The sequence below is a fragment of the Frankia sp. AiPs1 genome (genome assembly GCF_023716945.1).
Taxonomy (GTDB): Bacteria; Actinomycetota; Actinomycetes; order Frankiales; family Frankiaceae; genus Frankia.
This window is the reverse complement of the sequence record NZ_JAMQQF010000074.1, coordinates 1-19,266: the sequence shown is the minus strand read 5'-3', so window position 1 is coordinate 19,266 and position 19,266 is coordinate 1. Positions and strand designations below refer to the sequence as shown.

General features: G+C 71.3%; 17 protein-coding genes, 1 tRNA gene and 1 other RNA gene. 11 read left to right on the top strand and 8 right to left on the bottom strand.

The features are described 5' to 3' along the window. A partial coding sequence (locus ND748_RS10260) for an ATP-binding protein (protein WP_251745443.1) occupies nt 1-903 on the bottom strand: 903 nt, incomplete at its 3' end. Nucleotides 904-1,327: 424 nt separating this feature from the next. On the opposite strand from ND748_RS10260, the gene ND748_RS10255 reads away from it, so the two are divergent. From ND748_RS10255 to ND748_RS10245, 3 genes are all read left to right on the top strand, one after another. After that, nucleotides 1,328-1,996, top strand: coding sequence for a hypothetical protein (locus ND748_RS10255; RefSeq protein ID WP_251745442.1), 669 nt, complete (start codon nt 1,328-1,330; stop codon nt 1,994-1,996). Then, a complete protein-coding gene (locus ND748_RS10250; RefSeq protein WP_251745441.1) occupies nt 1,969-3,024 on the top strand; it encodes a hypothetical protein in 1,056 nt (351 codons plus the stop codon). The genes ND748_RS10255 and ND748_RS10250 overlap by 28 nt, the downstream gene beginning before the upstream one ends. Nucleotides 3,025-3,208: 184 nt before the next feature. Then, nucleotides 3,209-3,871, top strand: coding sequence for a GNAT family N-acetyltransferase (locus ND748_RS10245; RefSeq protein ID WP_251745440.1), 663 nt, complete (start codon nt 3,209-3,211; stop codon nt 3,869-3,871). 70 nt (nt 3,872-3,941) lie between these two features. Here the strand turns inward: ND748_RS10245 and ND748_RS10240 are convergent, their stop codons facing one another. Both ND748_RS10240 and ND748_RS10235 read right to left on the bottom strand, forming a co-directional pair. Next, nucleotides 3,942-5,108, bottom strand: a complete 1,167-nt coding sequence (locus tag ND748_RS10240) for a serine hydrolase (protein ID WP_251745439.1) — start codon at nt 5,106-5,108, stop codon at nt 3,942-3,944. 98 nt (nt 5,109-5,206) lie between these two features. After that, nucleotides 5,207-5,935, bottom strand: coding sequence for a FadR/GntR family transcriptional regulator (locus ND748_RS10235; protein ID WP_251745438.1), 729 nt, complete (start codon nt 5,933-5,935; stop codon nt 5,207-5,209). Nucleotides 5,936-6,248: 313 nt separating this feature from the next. Between ND748_RS10235 and ND748_RS10230 the strand changes: the two genes are divergently transcribed. Beyond that, nucleotides 6,249-6,923, top strand: a complete 675-nt coding sequence (locus ND748_RS10230; RefSeq protein ID WP_251745437.1) for a hypothetical protein — start codon at nt 6,249-6,251, stop codon at nt 6,921-6,923. 72 nt (nt 6,924-6,995) lie between these two features. On the opposite strand, the gene ND748_RS10225 is transcribed toward ND748_RS10230, so the two are convergent. Both ND748_RS10225 and ND748_RS10220 read right to left on the bottom strand, forming a co-directional pair. Further along, on the bottom strand, nt 6,996-8,192 hold the full coding sequence (locus tag ND748_RS10225; protein WP_251745436.1) for an amidohydrolase family protein: 1,197 nt from the start codon (nt 8,190-8,192) through the stop codon (nt 6,996-6,998). Between the two features lie 114 nt (nt 8,193-8,306). Beyond that, on the bottom strand, nt 8,307-8,765 hold the full coding sequence (locus tag ND748_RS10220) for a nuclear transport factor 2 family protein (protein WP_251745435.1): 459 nt from the start codon (nt 8,763-8,765) through the stop codon (nt 8,307-8,309). A gap of 675 nt (nt 8,766-9,440) precedes the next feature. Here ND748_RS10220 and ND748_RS10215 point away from each other — a divergent pair. Further along, on the top strand, nt 9,441-9,923 hold the full coding sequence (locus ND748_RS10215) for a DUF421 domain-containing protein (RefSeq protein WP_251745434.1): 483 nt from the start codon (nt 9,441-9,443) through the stop codon (nt 9,921-9,923). Nucleotides 9,924-9,992: 69 nt separating this feature from the next. Here the strand turns inward: ND748_RS10215 and ND748_RS10210 are convergent, their stop codons facing one another. Continuing rightward, the gene (locus tag ND748_RS10210; protein ID WP_251745433.1) at nt 9,993-10,388 is read right to left on the bottom strand and encodes a hypothetical protein; all 396 of its coding nucleotides are present in this window, start codon (nt 10,386-10,388) and stop codon (nt 9,993-9,995) included. A gap of 216 nt (nt 10,389-10,604) precedes the next feature. Between ND748_RS10210 and ND748_RS10205 the strand changes: the two genes are divergently transcribed. The 4 genes from ND748_RS10205 (at nt 10,605) to ND748_RS10190 (ending at nt 15,168) form a co-directional block, all read left to right on the top strand. Further along, nucleotides 10,605-12,278: an alpha-amylase family protein gene (locus ND748_RS10205; protein ID WP_251745432.1), complete on the top strand. Its 1,674-nt coding sequence runs from the start codon at nt 10,605-10,607 to the stop codon at nt 12,276-12,278. A gap of 281 nt (nt 12,279-12,559) precedes the next feature. Then, nucleotides 12,560-13,570, top strand: a complete 1,011-nt coding sequence (locus ND748_RS10200; RefSeq protein ID WP_251745431.1) for an alpha/beta hydrolase — start codon at nt 12,560-12,562, stop codon at nt 13,568-13,570. Nucleotides 13,571-13,675: 105 nt separating this feature from the next. Beyond that, a complete protein-coding gene (locus ND748_RS10195; protein WP_251745430.1) occupies nt 13,676-14,194 on the top strand; it encodes a DinB family protein in 519 nt (172 codons plus the stop codon). Between the two features lie 530 nt (nt 14,195-14,724). Next, nucleotides 14,725-15,168: a hypothetical protein gene (locus tag ND748_RS10190; protein ID WP_251745429.1), complete on the top strand. Its 444-nt coding sequence runs from the start codon at nt 14,725-14,727 to the stop codon at nt 15,166-15,168. A gap of 275 nt (nt 15,169-15,443) precedes the next feature. Here the strand turns inward: ND748_RS10190 and ND748_RS10185 are convergent, their stop codons facing one another. Both ND748_RS10185 and ND748_RS10180 read right to left on the bottom strand, forming a co-directional pair. After that, a complete protein-coding gene (locus ND748_RS10185) occupies nt 15,444-15,884 on the bottom strand; it encodes an RICIN domain-containing protein (RefSeq protein ID WP_251745428.1) in 441 nt (146 codons plus the stop codon). A 1,204-nt stretch (nt 15,885-17,088) separates the two neighbouring features. Beyond that, a tRNA-Ser gene (locus ND748_RS10180) sits at nt 17,089-17,173 on the bottom strand. A gap of 576 nt (nt 17,174-17,749) precedes the next feature. Here ND748_RS10180 and ffs point away from each other — a divergent pair. Continuing rightward, an RNA gene (ffs, locus tag ND748_RS10175) (signal recognition particle sRNA small type) lies at nt 17,750-17,846 on the top strand. A gap of 37 nt (nt 17,847-17,883) precedes the next feature. Next, a partial coding sequence (locus tag ND748_RS10170) for a DNA polymerase III subunit gamma and tau (protein WP_251745427.1) occupies nt 17,884-19,266 on the top strand: 1,383 nt, incomplete at its 3' end.

Genomic DNA, 19,266 nt, shown 5'->3' with positions numbered 1-19,266 from the left:
GATGTCGCCGGCGCGCACCGTGTCATGCCCGGACCAGGCGGCCAACGCCATCGCCGTCTTCGCCAGGACCACGTCCGCGCGCATCCCGTCGACGTCCACCCCGGCGCACACCGTGCTCACCGCGCGCAGCGCCGCGTCGGTCAGCGTGACGCTGCGCAGCCGGGTGCGGGCGTCGGCGACCCGGGTGGCGAGGTCCGCCTCGGCCGGCGCCCAGGCGGCGGCGAACGCCACCGGGTCGGCTTCGAACGCCAGCCGGCGGCGCACGACCTGCGCGCGCAGCGCCGGGTCACGGCTGGCGGTGACTGCCACGGTCAGTCCGAACCGGTCGAGCAGCTGCGGGCGCAGCTCCCCCTCCTCCGGGTTCATCGTCCCCACCAGCAGGAACGACGCCGGATGACGCACCGACACCCCGTCGCGTTCGACGTGGGCGACACCGAGTGCGGCGGCGTCGAGCAGCAGATCAACAAGATGATCACCGAGGAGGTTGACCTCGTCGACGTAGAGGATGCCGCGGTGGGCGGCGGCCAGCAGCCCCGGGCGCAGCACGCTGACCCCGTCGGCGAGCGCACGGTCGAGGTCGAGCGAACCGGTGACCCGGTCCTCGGAGGCGCCGACGGGCAGCTCGACCAGCCGCGCCGCCCGGGTGGCGTGTGCCGCGCCGTCCGGATGCGGGCCGTCGGGGCAGTCCGGGTTCGGCGCGCTCGGCGCGCAGGCGAAGCGGCAGCCGACGACCACCTCGACGCCGGGCAGCAACGCCGCCAGTCCGCGCACCGCGGTGGACTTGGCGGTGCCCTTCTCCCCGCGTACGAGCACACCGCCGAGGGCCGGGCTGACCGCGTTGAGCAGCAGCGCCAGGCGCAGGTCGTCGGCGCCGACGACGGCGGACAGCGGGTAGTTCACCACGGCCGCGCCGCCGCGACCACGCGCCGATGGGACTGCTGGGGCCGGACGGGCCGCTGGGGCCGATCAGGCTGGTGGGACGGTGGTGCAGGCATGCTGATGTCCTCCCGGAGGGTCCTCGCCCTTGGTCATCGCCTGCGACGGCCGGAGTATCCTGGCTCCCGGATCGGCGCGCGCCCTCGGCCTTCCAGCCGCCTGCCGCGGCCGTGACCCGCCGCCCCACCCGTCGCCGGGAGGTCCCCTCCCAGCTCGGGCGCGACGAGCACCGGATGTGTCCGCCCGCGCCGCATCGCGCCGGTGGGCTCATCCGGGAAGACGCACTTCCCGGTGACAGTGGCGGGACCGCGCCGGATTCGCACCGGCTTCCTCCCGAAGCTGTCGCGTCCGCCAGCATGACAGATCCGCCGACGTCGAGGAGGCCCGCGCGGTGAGCGACGAGCCCCACCCGCCCGTGCCAGGCCGGCCCGGCGGTCCCGCCGAGCTGGGCCTGACCCCCGCTCACCCGCGCCTGGCCGCCGACTGCGGCAGCTGCTTCGCGCTGTGCTGCGTCGCCCCGGGCTTCGCCGCCTCGGCGGACTTCCCGATCAGCAAGGCTGCGGGGACGCCGTGCCGGCATCTGAGCGCGCGGCTTGACTGTTCCGTGCACGACGAGCTGCGCCCGCGCGGGTTCCGCGGCTGCGCGGTGTTCGACTGTTTCGGCGCCGGCCAGCAGGTCAGCCAGGTCACCTTCGCCGGCCGGGACTGGCGGACCCATCCCGGCGACGCCCCGCGGATGTTCGCCGCGTTCGCCGTCCTACGCACCCTGCACGAATCCCTGCATCACCTCGGCGAGGCCCGCGCCCTGCTCACCGCCGATCACCCGGACGCCGATCATCCGGACGCGGCCCGTCGCGTGACGGGCCGTCCGCCGGTCGACCCCGCCGTCAGCGCCACCCTGCTCGCCGAGCTCGATGCCACCCGCGCGGCGACCGTCGCCCTGACCGGGGCCGACGCCGACACCCTGCTCGCCGCGGATCTGCCCGCCCACCGCCGCGCCGCGGGGAGCGCCGGCGCGGCCGCCGGACGATCGTGGTGCTGGCCGTCCTGCTCGCGGTGACGTTCGCGGGCGCCGCGACCGCCGGCTGGCAGGGCGTCTCCGCCCGGCAGGCGCAGCACGCCGCCGAGCGCGCCCAGCGGGCGGTGATCGCCCAGGCTCTGCTGACCAGGGCGGACGATGTGCGCGCGACGGATCGGATCCGGGCGCTGCGGCTGGCGCTCGCCGCCTGGGCGGTCCATCCGGACGCCGCCAGCCAGGAACGCCTCCAGACCCTCGCCAGCAGCCGGACGGCGCTGGCCAACGGCAGTCCCGTCACCGCCGTGGCGTTCTCCCCCGACGGGAGGCTGCTGGCCACCGGCGGCGCGGACGCATCGGTGCTGCTGTGGTCGGTCGAGGCCGGCCCGGACCGGCCTCGGCGGGTCGGGGCGTCGCTGACGGGCCTGCGCAGCCTGGTGACCGCGGTGACGTTCTCGGCGGACGGGCGGCTGCTGACCGCGACCGGCTTCGACCGCACCCGGCTGGCCTGGGACCTCGCCGATCCAGTGCGACCGCGGCCGACCGACCGCTCGGATCCCCGGGCCGGTGCGGTCGACAGCAGGATCGCCCGCTCCCCCGCTGTCCCCATCGAGGCAACCAGCGAGGGCCTCAGCGGGGTCAGCCTGCGGGCTGTCGGCGACGCCGGCAGTTCCCACCTCATCGGTCGGCTTCCTGCCGGGCCCGGGGAGGCGCGGGCCGTCACGTTCTCCCCCGACGGCAACATCCTCGCCGTCGGTTCCGGGCGCAGTGTGCGCCTGTGGGACACCCGCACCGCCGGCCAGGACATGCCGTCGCCCAGCCTGCGTCCCCTCGGGTTGCCGCTGACGGGGCATACCCACGCGGTGTTCTCGCTCGCGTTCTCTCCGGACGGCAGTGTGTTGGCCTCCGGCGGCAATGACGGGATGCTCCGGCTGTGGCGGGTGTCCACCGTGCGGGCGTCCGGGCGACAGGTGATCACCGCCGCCTGCGCCGAGGCCGGGGGCGGGCTGGACGCCTCGTCCTGGCAGTTCTACCTGCCCGACGTCCCCTACCGCCCCACCTGCGCGCGATGATCGGCCGATTCGCGACCCGTCGTGCCGGCGCCGGACCCGACCGGTCTCGGGGCCGGGACCTCGCCCTTTCGATCCGCCGAGAATGTCAATCCATCGCATACCGGACAAAGTTGACGGCGGGGCGCGGTGAATCGACTGCACCGGGTGCTTCCCGACCGGTGCCGGTCAGCGGACCATCATTTACATGACGTTGACCTACGGTCTGCCCACCCGGATCGAGATACCGACCGTCATCACCTCCCGGTTGATCCTTCGTGGCTGGCGTCCCGAGGATCTGTACCCGTATGCCGCGATGAACGCCGACCCGGAGACGATGCGTTATCTCGACGGCCCGTTTGGATTGGCCGGCACGGAACGTCTCGTCACCCATCTCATCGGCATGTGGACGATCCACGGTCACGGCATGTGGGCGGTCGAGGAACGGGGCAGCGGGGAGTTCCTCGGCCGGGCCGGGGCATATTTCGCGGATGGTTGGCCGGGGATCGAAGTCGCCGTGTCCATCCGCCGGGACCACTGGGGTCAGGGGCTCGGCACGGAGGCGGTCCGGGCGTCGTTGGAGTTCGGCTTCGAACGGCTCGCGGTGGACGAGCTGATCACCTCGACGCACCGGGACAACGCCGGCATGAACGCGATCGCTCACCGGCTCGGGATGGCCTTCCGCGGGATCGCCGACGTCGGCCCGTGGCTGGCCAGCAACATCTACGCGATGAGCCGCCAGGAATGGCATGCCCGGACCGCGACCGCCGACCGGTCCTTACCCAGGGAACGGGACAGCTCCGCCACCCATCGGCCCGCGACCCACCGGCCCGCGACCCACCGGCCCGACAGCGCCCGCCCGGTGAGCTAGCCGGCATTGCAGTGCACCGCGCCGACTGCGCTGCGCCGTGTCGACTGCGCTGCGCGTGTCGGGCCCAGCCTCAGGCTGCGGCGACGTCCGTCCAGAACGCACCGAAGCCGTCCAGCGGGCCGGTCATCGCCCGCTGGGTGAGCAGGACGCCGACGGTGTCGCGGGTCGGGTCGACGTGGCCGGTGGTTCCCGTCCCGCCGTCCCAGCCCCAGCGCCCAGGAGTCATCCACGGCTCGGCGGGCTCGACGTCCACGCCGGTGCCCAGGCCCCACGACCCGCCGGGACCGACGATCGGCCGGGCCTGGTCGCGCTGGGCGTCGGTCAGCGCGTCGGCGGTCATCCGCGCCACCGCGCCGGCCGGCAGCACCGGACCGCCGCCGTCCGCGAGCGCGCACAGGAACCGCAGGACGTCGGGCGCGGTGGACACCAGCCCGGAGCTGAGCTCCTCGAAGGCGGGCGGGCGGGCGAACTCGCCGTCGGCCGCGTCGAGCACCTCCAGCCCGTCCGGCCCAGGCCGGTAGGCCGTCGCGAGCCGGCTCGGGTCCGGCTCCCAGAACCCGGTGGACGCCATGGCGAGCGGCCCGGTGATCCGCTCGGCGATCAGCTCGGACAGCGGGCGTCCGGCGCAGCGGGCCAGCAGCACACCGAGCAGGTCGATGCCGGTGTCGTACAGCCAGCCCGCGCCTGGCTGGAACGCCAGCGGCAGCCCGGCGACCCTGGCGACGAACTCGTCGGCGGACATCCGCGGCGTCAACGGGCCGGGGAAGACCCCTCGGCGCAGCATCTCCGCCTGCAGCGGGGTCTGCGCCAGCACCGCACCCCAGCCGCAGGTCAGGGTCAGCAGGTGCCGGACGGTGATCGGCCGACTGGCCTCGACGGTGCGCTCGAGCGGCGCGTCCGGGGCCACCAGCACCCGCGGCGCCGCCGCCTCCGGCAGCCAACGGCCCACCGGATCGTCGAGGTCGAGCAGCCCGTCGTGTTCGAGGCCGAGCGCGAGCACCCCCGCCGTCAGCTTGGTAAGCGAGGCGAGCCGGAACCGCGTGTCCGCCGCCATCGGCGCGCTCGCCGGCCCGAGTGCCATCCGCCCACCGGCGCGCACCTCGACCCGCCCGCCGATGCGCAGCGCGCCGACGTACCCGGGTATCCGCCCGGACGCCACCTGCCCGGCCGGCACCCGCCAGACCCGTCCGAAGCCCGCGTCCACCGACGCGACCGCACCACTGTCAGGCCGTGACATCTGCCCTCCCTCGCTCACGGGGAGCCTACGAGCGAGGTCCGACAACTTTGCCCGTCGCGCCATCAGGGATCGGCTGGACCGGCGCGGGTTGCGGACGGTCAGTCGAACAGATCGACAACCATCTTCGCCCGCGCATCACGTAACAGGATCCGGGCGGACACCTCCATGTGCTTACGCCAGTACTCCTCGGCCCCGGGCGCGTCACGCGCTTCGACCAGGGCGACGAGGCGGGTGTACGCGCGAATGGTCTTCCGGAACGCCTGGAGTGTCTGTGACTCTTCGGCGGTACGTGAGATCGCCGCAGCGACGTGCGTGGTGATGACCTCGCGGAGAATTCCGGCCTCGATTGCCAGGGTCCGGTTACCGGCCCGTTCGACAACCAGGTCGTGGAAGACATAACCGGTCTCGAACCAGACGAAGGGGTCGGTGTGTTCCTCGGTGGCCGCGCGCAGATTCTCGATACAGTCGCGGAGGTCGGCGAGATCCTGATCAGTTCGGCGCAGGGCGAGCATCCGCGCGGCCGCGGGCTCAAGCACGGCCCGGGCCTCATGCACGTCCTCGATGGTGGTCCCGCTCAGTTGCAGCAGCACTCCGACATGGCGCGCGGCGACCGACAGGTCGGGAATCGTCACCTCCGCACCGCCGCGGTTACCGCGCCGCACGACCAGCAGGGACTCCGCCTCGAGGATCCGAAACGCCTCACGCAGGGTCGGCCGAGAAACGTCGAAGTGCATCAGGATCTCGTTTTCCGGAGGGAGCGTGTCGCCGGCCCGCAGCTCACCACTGACGATCTGGTGACGAAGATGCGCCGCAATGAGCTCCGACATCTTCGGGGCGCGGTCCTTGTACACCGCACGGGCCGATGTCCCATAGCCTCGCGCACTGGTTGTAGAGGGCATCCCATCCCCTGGACCTCGACGGGCCGACCGGGGCCTGGCCAGCCCGCGCTTCTCCATCATCTCAAGCATACATCGCTATCGTATAGATAATAGTTGACATGTGGTCGAGTCCGCGGGCCAAGGCCGAGTCTCCCGGGCCGAGGTGGCCAGGATGCCTCTTGCTACCCTTGCCTGAGCGCATCCGGCGCGGCGAGGCCAGGCGGCAGCGTACGCACGGCTCGACGGCGAAGGCGGCGCAGCGATGACGGAGAGCCACGCTCGGCGGGCAGCCATGGAAGCGGCGCTCGCGGAGTTCATGAAAGGCAACCGCATCGCCACGATCGGCGAACTCGGCGTCGCGGCTCTCCTGCGCACCGATGCGGTCGCTGCCGTGGAGCGGGCGCGGGCCCAGGCCGACGAAACCGTGCAGGCCGCGGTGCGGCAGGGACATGATCTCGTCGAGGCCGCTCGAGAGAGCGCCCACCAGGCCGCGCTCGCGTACGAGGCTCAGTATCGGGCCGCCCTCGACGCCGGCTGGAACACCGACGAGCTCGAGCGCATGGGATATCCGCCCGATGCGGCCAGCACCTCCGATGCTGCCATCACCTCCGCGCCGCCCGCGCCGGATATGGCCACGCAGGCGGCAGACCCGGTCAGTTCGGCCGGCACGCGGGCGCCCGCGGAGCGGACCTCGGCGGAGCGGCGTTCGGCGGAGCGGACTTCGGCGATCGCGCGCCGAGCTGCCACCGCCTCCCCGGCCAGCGCCCCGCGGCGCCTGCCGGCACCCGAGGGCCCGCCGCGGGTGAGCTTGTCCGGCCCGCCGGGGCTCCGCCCGCAATGGCCACCCGTCAGCCCACGACGCGACGGAGCCGCCGAGCCGGCCAATCCCACTCGCGTGTCCGATGTCACCGATGTTCCGGAATCGCCCTCGCGGTAAGTCGGCGGACTTTCCCGGCACCCCCGACGCCGACGAACAGGCACTAGGGTCGACTGCCCCTGTCCCGCACGTTCAGGGCAGCGTGATCAGGCTACGGAAGTTGTCGGACATCACCCTCTTCCTGTCCGTCGAACTCAGGTCGGCGATGTCCGCGACGAAGTCCGTGGGCCGGGCGAAACCTTCGGGATGCGGCCAGTCCGAGCCGAACAGAACGCGATCCACGCGCATGTGGTCCAGCAGAACGGTCAGGTTGTCCTCCTGGAACGGCGCCACGTAGATGTGCTCGTGGAACGTCTCCACCGGGTCCGCACCGAAGGCGTACGGAATCTTGCGGTGGGACTGGCGGAGCCGTCGAAGCAGCTCGGGCACCCAGCCGGAGCCCAGCTCGATGGAGGCGAAGCGCAGGCGCGGATGCCGATCGAACAGTCCGTGGCAGATCGCGGCGGCGATCGTCTCGCTGATGGGGCGCTCAATGTGCACCGACAGGACCTCGGCCAGCGCCGAGGTACTTTCGCTGGCGAACTGGACGCTCTCGCCCCAGGCCCGCACGTGTCCGGCGTACCCCGAGTCGGCCGCGTGGAAGGCGACCGCCACGTCCGCGTCCTCACACATCGACCAGAAGCGGTCGTACACCGCATCCGCGGGCGACCGGTTTCCGTACGGGCCCACGACCGGCGCGGGACGGAGCACGATCGCCTTGGTGCCGCGTTCGATCACCCAGCGAAGCTCCTCCTCGGCGAGATGGGGATCCATGAGGCTCAGCACCGGCGGAGCGATGATCGTTGTGTCGCGGGCGAATCCCCACTCCTCGTCGATCCACGAGTTGAGCGCGTGGAGGACGGCGAACAGCGCCGGCGGGTTGTCGGTGAGAAGTTCCTCGAGACCAAGTGCGAGCGTCGGCAGCAGAAAAGCGCCCGCCACCCCCTGGTCTGCCATGACGACGGCCCGCTCGGCTCGCCGGGTGTACTCGGGCCGGATCGGCTCCATCCGCCCCATCATCTTCTTGAAGCTCTGACCCTCGGTGTTCTCGCCGCGGAAGTAGGCCGCGAGTGCACCGGGCTTTCCCACCGGGTCGAAGGTGGGGTTGGAGATCATCCTGAAGACCTTGTCGCCGACTAACAGCTGGGTGCGGCCGTTGGCCTTGTCCGTGACCCAGCGAAACGCATATGAATACCTCGGGTCGAGGTGCCGGGTGAAGCTGTCGGCGACTTCGTAGTAGTGCTGGTCCGCGTCGTAGACCGAAAAGTCGATCGATGTGGCGGTGGTCATTGACTCACTCCGTTTCTCGGGCTCTCGGCCCACTGGATCCGGCCGACCGGTTCGATGCCCTGGCCGCGCCGGTGCTGACGGCGCCCCGTCCCGGCAGGCGGTCGGCGGGTGCGCTCACGAACGGGCCCCGGCCGGGGCCAGCCCAAGGAGGGCGACGACGGGCGAGTCCGGCACGCAGCCTTCGACGATCGCCCTACGGCCGGCGAACAGCCAGGTGCCGGCGGACTCGACGATCTCGTCGCGGTAGGTCCCCCAGTGATCCAGGCCGCGGGTCCCGACGAACTGGAAGCAGGCGTAGGTCGAGGCTCCACCGTCGGGGCGGGGATCGACGTAGATCGAGCTGAGGTGGTGGCGGGCCGGCAGGAGGCCGGCCGCGAGGAAACTGTCCTTGGTGTCACGGAAGAAGTCCAGGACACCGCCCGGCCCGTGGTGCCGGCCGGTGTTGTTCTCGAACACCGCGTCGGCGGTGAACAGCGCGGACAGCTGCCGAATCTTGCCCGAGTCGGCGAGAAACTGGTATTTGGCCAGCAGGTCGGCGACCCCCACCCGCGTGCGAACCTCTTCGTTTGTCATAACACTCCAAACGTGACCGGTAAGGACATGGCAACCCCGTTCGCCGTGTTGTGCCGGGTCGAGCCCTGATGCGTCTTCCGTGGCCGGACCATGGCCGATCCATGGCCGCCGGGCGCGACGCTCGGGACGATCTGGTGGCTCAGGCGGGCAGCCGCCCGCAGCGACGACCGACCGGCATCGCGACCGCAGGCGTGTCCCGCCGCGCCGACCGCCCACCGTTCCTATCGTCTAGATGATAGTGGTCGACGGCGACGGCCCGCAAGCACGACCGCGAGCACCGCCGTGGGCACCGCCGTGGGCACCGCCCGGCCGGATACCAGCGCCTGCGGCCATGAGGTCCACGCGCTGAAGCCGGAGCCGGAGCCGCCCTCCGTTGGAGGCCTGGGCTGCGTCCTGGTCCGGCCGCGGCATCGCCGGGATGCCGACCGGTCATCCGCCGTCTCGGATCGGCGCAACGGCTGCCCCTGTCATCTAGACGAATGCTGGCCAGCCGCTCGGGGCGTGGCGTCGCCCGCACGCCTACCTCCAGCCGTCCAGCCAGATCGGTAGGCGAGGCTCGGTGGCGGTCATGGCGGCGGGCAGGCCGGTCGCCACCGCCTCGTTCCGAACCTGGCTCGTCCCCTGATGGAGCTGGTGCGCTGATGGAGCTGGTGCGCTGATGAAGCTGGGGCGCTGATGGAGATCGTCTACCGGGCGCTGTTCATGTTCGCGTTCCTGTGGTTCGTCACGCGGGTGGTGGGGCGGGCGAGCCTGGGCGAGCTGAGCACCTTCGAGCTGCTGCTTTACATCACCATGGGCGACCTGGTCCAGCAGGCCGTCACCCAGCAGGACTACTCGGTGACGGCCGGGGTGCTGGCGGTGGGCGTGTTCGCGCTGCTCACCATCGCGCTCGCCCTGGTGAACAGCCGGTGGCCGCGGGCACGGGCGGTTACCCACGGCGTCCCAGTCGTGATCGTCACCGGCGGCGAGCCGCACCTGGACATCCTGCGCCGCGAGCAGCTGTCCCTCGACGATCTCATGGCCGCGGCGCGGGAGCAGGGCCTGGACACCTTCGCGGCCATCAACCTGGCGGTCCTCGAGGCCGACGGGAAGATCTCCTTCTTCACCCGGCACGGCGCGAGCGAGGGCGCCCCCGAACGCCCTCCCGCCGGCACCTGAGCCCCGCACCGCCGGCGTCGCCCCACCCTCCACCGCGCGGACCGCTCTGCGGTGTGTCGGCCGACATGGTCATCCCCGACGCCGCCGACGCGGGCTCGCCACGATCCGGGTCACTCGGGGCTGAGAGCCGCCGCCGGTCGGCGTTGGGCGATGCAGATGGCCGACGGTCGCGGTCAGCAGCTCGACCGGACGACGAGCCACGCCGAGTAGCCGCGTGATCGGGCTGTGCCGCAGTACCCGGCCGCGGTAGCCACCGTCCACTCGGCCGGGCCCGGTCTCGGGGGCGTCCACGATGTCGCCAAGGTCGCCCAGCCGGTCCTCACGCAGCGCCTCGATCCCCGCCCGGCGTAGGGAGAGCAGCGCGTCGACCAGTGCCGGGGATACGCGGGTGGCGACGGCGACGGCGGCGGCAATGGCGGTGCCGCCGACGAGCACCTCCCGGCTGGGCCGGACGGCCGCCCGCACGACCGCGTCGGCGACGACGTCGGCCGCGTAGACCGGTGGCGGGGGCTTGGGGCGCCCGCCCAGCCGGCTGCGGGCGTGGGCGAAGAAGGGGGTGTCGACGGAGGGCGGACACAGGATTCCGTCGACACGGAATAGACCGGCGAGCGCGGGGCAACACGGCGAAATGACCTTATTGCTGCCCGTGCCGCGAAACGACGAGGGCCGAGGCGGACGACGATGCGACTGAGCCGGACCGCCGACCTGTGGTGGAAGAACGCCGTCATCTACTGCCTGGACGTGGAGACCTTCGCCGACGGCAACGGCGACGGCTGCGGCGACTTCCGCGGTCTCACCCAGCGGGTCGACTACCTGCACGAACTCGGGGTCACCTGCATCTGGCTGATGCCCTTCTACCCGACGCCCGACCGGGACGACGGCTACGACATCTCCGACTTCTACGGCGTCGACCCCCGGTTGGGCACCCACGGGGACCTGGTGGAGTTCCTCCTGGTGGCCCGCGACCGGGGTATCCGGGTGATCGCCGATCTGGTCGTGAACCACACCTCCGACCAGCACCCCTGGTTCGTCAGCGCCCGCAGCAGCCGGAATTCCCCGTACCGGGGCTACTACGTCTGGCGGGACGAGCCCCCGGCCGACGGCCCGTCCGACGTCGTCTTCCCCGACCAGGAGGACAGTGTCTGGCAGTACGACGAGGAGGCCGGCCAGTACTACCTGCACCGTTTCTACAAGCACCAGCCGGACCTGGACGTGGCGAACCCCGCAGTGCGCGACGAGATCGCGCGGATCATGGGTTTCTGGATCGAGCTCGGCCTGTCCGGTTTCCGGGTGGACGCGGTGCCGTTCCTGCTGGAGACCGACGGCGCCGCCGACGCCGCGGCGCTGCCCGACCCGCACGAGTACCTGCGCGACCTGCGCGCCTTCGTCTCCCGCCGCAACGGGGAGGTCATCCTGCTCGGCGAGGTCAACCTGCCCTACGACGACACCCGCCGGTTCTTCGGTGACGAGGACGGCGACGAGCTCACGATGTGCTTCGACTTCCCCGGCATGCAGCGGCTCTACCTGGCGCTGGCCCGCCACGACGCGACGCCGCTGCTCGAGGCCCTGCGCGACCGGCCGCCGGCGCCGAAGGACGGTCACTGGGCGACGTTCGTCCGCAACCACGACGAGCTGACCCTCGACAAACTCGACGACGGCGAACGCCAGGAGGTGTTCGCCGCCTTCGGTCCGGCCGAGGAGATGCAGCTCTACGGCCGAGGCCTGCGTCGGCGCCTGCCCCCGATGCTCGACGGCGACCCTGCCCGCATCCGCATGGTCTACAGCCTGCTGTTCGCCCTGCCCGGCACGCCGACGCTGTTCTATGGCGAGGAGATCGGGATGGGCGAGAACCTCGACATCCCCGGCCGGGAGGCGGTCCGGGTCCCGATGCAGTGGTCCGACGGCCCGAACGGCGGCTTCTCGACCGTGGACCCGGACGTGGACGCGGACCGCCTGCCCGCCCCCGTCGTCCAGGGGGAGTTCGGCCCGGCCAACGTCAACGTGGCGGCGCAGCGCCACGATCCCACCTCGCTGTTCTCCTGGGTGGCCGCGCTGGTGCGCCGCTACCGGCAGTGCCCTGAGCTGGCCTGGGGCGCCGGCCTGACCCTCGACCACGACACCGCATCCGTGCTGGCGCACTGGACGGAACACGACGGACGGGCCGTCCTCACCCTGCACAACTTCGCCGCCTCGTCGGCGAACGTCACGCTCAGGCTTCCGGAGGTCGGCGCGGGCGCCCGGTTCGTCGAGCTGCTCGGCGAGCAGGCCGGCACCGTCCGGACCGTCAACGACGACGGCAGCCTGCACCTGGACCTCGACGCCTACGCCGCCCACTGGCTGCGCTCCGAGGACTGAGCGCCGCCTGCGCCCGGTCCGCGACCGCCCCGCGGACCGGACCGCTTTCCCAGCTGGCGACGGCGATGGCACATGAATTCCCCCTTTAGGGGCAGGAAGTGCCTGACCAGGTGGCGAGAAGTCGGCGAAGGTGGGTATTGGTGGCTCAAAGTGAGCGAGGCACAGCCGAGCCACCCGAGAAACGGCGCCCACGACGCCCCCGAGCACGTCGTACAAAGCAGGCACAGCACCCGGAGCAGGCACAGCGCCCGAGGGAAACACGGCGGGCGACGAAGTCCGCGGTGGCCGATGCGCACGCCACCCGGGAGACGACGGTCACCGCGTCCGACGGGGTGCGGTTGCACGTCACCGAGGCCGGGCCGCCGGACGCCGCGCTGGCCCTGGTCTTCGTCCACGGGTTCTGCATGACCGCGGACGCCTGGCACTTCCAGCGCCGGGACCTCGCCGACCTGGGTCGCACGGTCTGCTACGACCAGCGCGCGCACGGCCGGTCCAGCCCGTCCGACGCCGAGCACTGCACCATCGCCCAGCTCGCCGACGACCTGCACCGGGTCCTCGACGACCGGGTGCCGACCGGCCCGGTCGTACTCATCGGCCATTCGATGGGCGGGATGACCATCCTCGGCTTGGCCGAGACGCACCCGGAGCTGTTCGGCGACCGGATCATCGCGGTGGCCCTGCTGTCCACGAGCGCGGGTGAACTGACCCGCCTGGCGTTCGGGCTGCCGGCCACTGTCACCGCGGCGGCGCGGCGCTTCCTGCCCGGGGTGGCCGTCGGGATGCAGCACGCCCCGTCGCTGCTGGAGCGGATCCGATGGCGGGGCAGCAGCGTGTCACGGGCGCTGACCCGGCGGCTCGGCTTCGGCGCGACCCAGGTGCCGGAGCCGGTCGTCGACTCGCTGGAGGAGATGATCGCGAACACCCCGATTCCCGTGGTCGGCGCCTTCCTGCCCACCCTGCTCGACCATGATCGGCTAGCCGCCGCCGGTGCGCTGCGCGACGTCCCCGCCCTGCTGCTCGTCGGCGACGCCGACGTGATGACCCCGCTGGAGCACAGCCGGACGCTGGCCGAGGCCCTGCCCAAGGCCGAACTCCGGATCGAGAAGGGCGCCGGCCACGCCGTCATCCTGGAACGCCCCCACAAGGTCAGCGCCCGCATCCGCGACCTGGTGAACCGCGCCCGCCCAGCCCGTCGAACATTCGGGCACCGGCCGACACTGACGCTGCGCACCCCCAAAGCCGCCCAGACAGGCAAGCGCGCCCAGGCCCACCGCGTCTCCACCCATCCGTGAGTACTGCCCGCCAGGCCAGGTAGACGCGGGTGATTCGCGCTCGGCATGCGGCACGATTGCGCACACAGCGCCGATCGGCCGGCACGCCACGCTACGGTTGCCGGCATGCAGCCGCCCTCGCCACGCCCGCCGGCATTGCGGGTCATGCAGGCCAGTATCGCCGGTGAACGCGAAATCCTGGAAGCATTCCTCGACTTCTACCGGGATGTGCTCGTCCAGAAGGTCCGCGGCGTCGGCGACCAGGACGCTCGGCGCAAGTTGCTGCCCTCGCTCACCACTCTCGCTGGCCTCGTCCAACACCTGACCGTCGTGGAGCGGAACTGGTTCCACCACCTACCGGATGACAGCCCCGACGCGTCCCCGGCCGGTGAGGATGACGAGAGCTGGGTTGTCACCGACGCCGACACCCTCGACACGCTGCTGGCGGAGTACGACCAGGCGTGCGCCGAATCCCGAACGGCCGCAGCCGGGTTCGCACTCGACGACGAGTTCTCCCACCCCCACCTGGGCCGGGTGTCACTGCGCTGGATCTACATCCACGTCATCGAGGAAGCTGCCAGGCACACCGGGCACGCCGATATCGTCCGGGAACTGACCGACGGCGCAACGGGCGTGCTCGGGTAGGGCGCTGAGCCAGTCCGATCCCTGGGTCACGGCGAGCCCCTGCAAGCCCTGGCCCAGCCGTAAGCGCTCGTCGACGGGCCCGGCTGGCGATGGATCTTCTTCATCAAGCTGCCCGTCGGAGCGCTCCTGCTGGTCAGCGCCCTGCGCGTACTGCCGCCGGACCGGCCCACGCACCGACACCAGCGGTTCGACGCCGTCGGTGCGGTGGCCTCCGCCATCGGCGCCAGCCTGCTTTCCGGATCGCGCCGCACTGACGGTCGCCACCGCCGTCGCCGCCCTCACCCTCTTGGCGCAACGAAGGTCGCGGAGAAAAGGTGGACACCGCCCAGCTCGCCGCCGCGGGAATCGAAGAGCGATGGAAGACACGTCGACCACGGCGAAACGAATGCTCGTGCATTATCTCGCCATCAGCAGGCCACGCTGCCGAACGCTGACCGCCCGGCCGCGTCGCTGGGTGACAGGCCACCCGACCCGCTGTGCAACAGCACGATAAGGTACATCCCTCACAGAACGGAAAACGGGGGAACACTATGCACAAGCGGATCATCTCTGCCCTGACGCTGGCCACGGTCGCAGCGCTCGCCGGCTGCAACACCAGCTCGGGCGGAGGCGTGGCGGCAGGCACCGGCGGTGCGGCGGGCAGCACGGCGGGGGCGGCAGCACAGCAGGCACCGGCGACCACCGCCGCCGCGCCAGCCGTTCTCCTGCAGGAACAGGGCAGCGGCACCAAGACAACTGCGCAGTTCACGACGGCCGGGGCATGGACGTTCGACTGGACCTACGACTGCTCGGCGTTCGGCACCCAGGGGAACTTCGCGGTCATCGTCACCAAGGACTCCGGTAACAAGCTGACCACAGACAATGTCAACCAGCTGGGCGCGAAGGGGGCGTCCACCGAGCATTTCTACGACAAGGGCACCTTCCACCTGGAAATCATTTCCGAGTGTGCGTGGACGGTGACGGCCAAGAGTTAGTCGGCCAGAGTGTGCCGCCGCCCTGCCTGCGGTTCCGGGCGGGGCGGCGGTTGGCGTTCGGGTGGGTACTCTGTGGGACCCTCCATGACCTGCTCGATCAGGCTTCACCGGGGCCCGCGAAGATGACCATGAAGACGGATGATGCGAACGTCCACGTGAACCGGCACCGCCCAGCCCGCGCCGGTCAGCCGGCGGGTACCTGACCCGCCGGCCCCGACAGATTCCGGACGCAATTCTCTCGATTCACCCAGCCTGTCGGATTCGGTTGGCCGAACTCAGCGCCAGCGCTGGTAGTTGCCTCCGTTGCAGCCGTGGGTGTACACCTGACCGCTGCCGTTGCTGTCGAGGCAGAAACCGGTCGCCACATCCCGAATCTCGTAACCGAACTGGCCCCGGTCGGTCACCTGCCACTGCTGATAGCTACCGCCGTTGCAGGGCCCGGTGTAAACACGCTTGGCACCGTTGCTGTCCAGGCATCGTCCGGTCTGGGCGTCCTGGATCTGGTCGCCGAAGTTCAGCCCACTACTCACCCAGGACTGGTAGGGGCCGCCATTGCAGCCGAGGGCGTAAACGTCCCCGCCGGCGTTGCTGTCCAGGCATTTCAGGGTAGCCGTGTTCACCCAGGTTTTTGGCGCGGCCGAGGCGGCCGTGGCAGCAAGCATCGTCGCCGCTAGGCAGATGAACGATGCCACCGCAAGGCGGAATGAAATTCGCATGATCGAACTCTCCTCTTCTCCCACACTGGTCGACATCGGCCGGCGGGGCGTGAATTGTCACAGCCTGCTGACTTTCAGGCGTGCTGGCTACGCGCGGCATCGAGCCGGGAATCCGCCGCATTCGACATGTGGTCGTCCTGTTTTGGTTGCACGTGGATTGCGGCGCACGTAGATTCCGGCGCGCACCGATGTCGGCACGGCCAGAGTCGACGCAAACACGGTCCCGCGTTCGCGGCTCGGATATCGAAAAGGAATGAGGCGGAGGGCCCGCGGCCGGATCTGCGCATTTCCCGTCAACCTGGTCAGGGGCCACGGGTATTACTCCTGCGCTTGACAGGCATCATGGTCTACCGAGAAAGGCCAACCGCTCGGCACCGGCGCCTGTCATGTCGGCGACACGTTCGCGCCGGCTGTGCTGGAGTCCGCGGACCGCCCTGCCGGGCTGCAGTAGGGGACTAATACATCAGCGGGAAGTTGACAGTATGGGCAGAAAGGGCGCACACGGTCTCGTCAAACGCCCAGAAGTATCCGCGCGGCGCAGGCCCGAGCCTCCCCGGCGCGGGCACGGCACATGGACATGCAGGTTCCATGTTCCGAAGGCCCTCGTCCCCCCCCCGTCGGGAAGTCCGCAGTGGTCACCCGCCGCATGTGGCAATCGCCCGCCGCGCGGGTTTTTCACGACGGTGTGGATGCCAGCGGCGGCCGGTGCCACCGAGATCGTGGTCGGGAAGCGCTACCGGGAGCCGGTCGAGACCTGGACGCTCTGTCTCGCCCGAGAACCGGTCGAGAAGGTGACCGTCGTGTCCGCCGTCCGAATGAGCGGGCACCCGGGCCCGGCTGACGCTCGCTGCTCTCCTGACGGTCGACGTCGAGGTGGAAGCGGAACTCGGCTGGTCGTTGGCTGTCCCGCCGGCGGCGGCACGATCTGCGGCACTCGTCGGCATCGGTCCAGCTCGCCGAAGGCATGGGTCTTGCCCTCGTGCCGAAGCGGATGCAGCACAGCTCGACGTCGATCACGGGCAACCTGTACGTGCATCCGCTGCGCTCGTCCGGCCAGAGGGCGGCCGAAGCGGTGGCGGCGGCGGTGCCCCGCTCCGCGCGCCGCGGGCACCCGGTGGGTACCGGAGCCGCGGAGGGGGCTGTTTCGGCCGACGAGGGCGACATTCCCGCTGGTAGCGGAGGGAAGCGCCCGAAGCGATCACGGCGGAGGATGAGAGATTCGAACTCTCGAGGGGTTGCCCCCAACACGCTTTCCAAGCGTGCGCCCTAGGCCACTAGGCGAATCCTCCGTCGATGAGACTATCTGATCGTCACCGATCCGTGGACGCGGGGTCGCCTGGGCGGGGCAGGTGCCCGGTGCCGCGGCCGCAGTGGCGGGCGACGGGCACAAGTCCGGCGTGGGCGACCAGGCCGGCCGGCGGCCGGCGGCTGCGAGACCGGTCGGGGGGGCGCCGGTGGCCACGACGAACTCCGCGTCAGGGATCGGCCCCGGTCTGGGCGGCGATGCGATGCTCCCGCGGCCGCCGCGATGCACCCCCGCCCCACCTCCGCCCCGTGGGTGGAGGTGCACGGGACCGGCGCGCGCTGGTTCCTCTGTAGGGATGAAACGGACGCCGAACCCTACAGAAGAACCACGGAGCCGCTCTCCCCCGCATCCGCCCTCCATGGAACGGGGCCGCCGCCCGTTGCGCGACCGTCGGAGCAGCTCGCGGCACTCGGCCGGCCGGCGCGACGGCCGGAACGGGAACGGCCGGAACGGGAACGGCCGGGACGGGGACGGCGGCCGGAGAGCGGAGTGGCGGCCGGTTCGGGCGGGAGGGGCGACCACCGGATTCATGATCGTCCGGGGCGGGCTAGACTGCCTAGCAGACCCCTCGTGCGGCGTTACCCTCGTGAACCCCCCCAGGGCCGGAAGGCAGCAAGGGTAAGCGGGCTCTGACGGGTGTGCGGGGGGTCCTCTCGTTTGCCGATCGTCTCGTCGAGCACGCGGAGCAGGCCAGTGAGCACAGCGTTGTACAACCGGTACCGTCCCGCGACCTTCGCCCAGGTCGTCGGCCAGGCACACGTGACCGACGCGCTGCGCAAGGCTCTGCAGACCGGCCGGCTGCACCATGCATACCTGTTCAGCGGGCCGCGGGGCTGCGGCAAGACGTCCTCGGCCCGGATCCTGGCCGCCTCGCTGAACTGCGAACGGGGGCCCACTCCCGAGCCCTGCGGCGTGTGCGACGAGTGCGTCGGCATCCGCACCGGCGCCTCGATGGACGTCACCGAGATCGACGCGGCCTCGCACGGCCTCGTCGACGATGCCCGGGACCTGCGCGAACGGGCCTTCTTCGCCCCCGCGTCGGCCCGCTTCAAGGTGTTCGTGGTCGACGAGGCGCACATGGTGACGGCCGCGGCGTTCAACGCCCTGCTGAAGGTCGTCGAGGAGCCGCCGCCGTACCTGAAGTTCGTCTTCGCCACCACCGAACCGGACAAGGTCATCGCGACGATCCGGTCCCGCACCCACCACTACGCCTTCCGGCTCGTCCCGCCGGGCGTCCTGCGCACACACCTGGCGTCGATCTGCGAGCAGGAGGGCGTCACCGTCGACCCGACGGTGCTGCCGCTGGTCGTGCGGGCCGGAGCGGGATCGGTCCGGGACTCGCTGTCCGTCCTCGACCAGTTGCTCGCCGGGGCGGACGACGACGGTCTGCACTACGACCGCGCGGTGGCCCTTCTCGGCATGACCGACGGGGTCCTGCTCGACGAGACCGTCGATGCGCTCACCCAGCGCGATGGCGCCGCCCTGTTCACCGTCGTCGACAAGGTCGTCTCCGCCGGGCACGACCCGCGGCGGTTCGCCACCGACCTGCTCGACCGGTTCCGCGACCTGATCATCATGGCGGCCGTCCCGGACGCCGACGCCCGCGGGCTGCTGGAATCCTTCTCCTCGGACCAGATCGACCGGATGCGCGCGCAGGCCGCCGCGATCGGCCCCGCGGAGCTGTCCCGCACGGCGGACGTGCTGCACGGCGGCCTGGTCGAGATGCGCGGCACGACAAGCCCACGGCTGATGCTCGAACTGATCCTCGCCCGCGCGCTGCTGCCCGCGGCCTCGGCGGACCCGGCGGCGCTGCTGACCCGGTTGGAACGGCTGGAGCGCCGATCCGTGCTCGCCGCTCCCGACCCGGCCCCCGGCCATCCGGCCTCGGCACCCGGCCACGGCCCGGGTCCGGGCCCAGTTGCAGGCAGTTCCCCGTTCGGCGGTGGCGACGGCCCGGATGGCTCCTATGGCCCCGCTGGCCCGGACGATGTGGCGAGCCCCCCGTGGGAAGCGGCGCCCGCCCGCCCTGCTCCCGTCCGCCCGGCAGCCGCTCGGCCAGCAGCCGCCCATCCGGCA

Coding starts and splice junctions, on each gene's coding strand:
- ND748_RS10245 (WP_251745440.1), top strand. CDS start 3,209: ATGACGTTGACCTACGGTCTGCCCACCCGGATCGAGATACCGACCGTC.
- ND748_RS10240 (WP_251745439.1), bottom strand. CDS start 5,108: ATGTCACGGCCTGACAGTGGTGCGGTCGCGTCGGTGGACGCGGGCTTC.
- ND748_RS10235 (WP_251745438.1), bottom strand. CDS start 5,935: ATGTCGGAGCTCATTGCGGCGCATCTTCGTCACCAGATCGTCAGTGGT.
- ND748_RS10230 (WP_251745437.1), top strand. CDS start 6,249: ATGACGGAGAGCCACGCTCGGCGGGCAGCCATGGAAGCGGCGCTCGCG.
- ND748_RS10225 (WP_251745436.1), bottom strand. CDS start 8,192: ATGACCACCGCCACATCGATCGACTTTTCGGTCTACGACGCGGACCAG.
- ND748_RS10220 (WP_251745435.1), bottom strand. CDS start 8,765: ATGACAAACGAAGAGGTTCGCACGCGGGTGGGGGTCGCCGACCTGCTG.
- ND748_RS10215 (WP_251745434.1), top strand. CDS start 9,441: ATGGAGATCGTCTACCGGGCGCTGTTCATGTTCGCGTTCCTGTGGTTC.
- ND748_RS10205 (WP_251745432.1), top strand. CDS start 10,605: ATGCGACTGAGCCGGACCGCCGACCTGTGGTGGAAGAACGCCGTCATC.
- ND748_RS10195 (WP_251745430.1), top strand. CDS start 13,676: ATGCAGCCGCCCTCGCCACGCCCGCCGGCATTGCGGGTCATGCAGGCC.
- ND748_RS10190 (WP_251745429.1), top strand. CDS start 14,725: ATGCACAAGCGGATCATCTCTGCCCTGACGCTGGCCACGGTCGCAGCG.
- ND748_RS10185 (WP_251745428.1), bottom strand. CDS start 15,884: ATGCGAATTTCATTCCGCCTTGCGGTGGCATCGTTCATCTGCCTAGCG.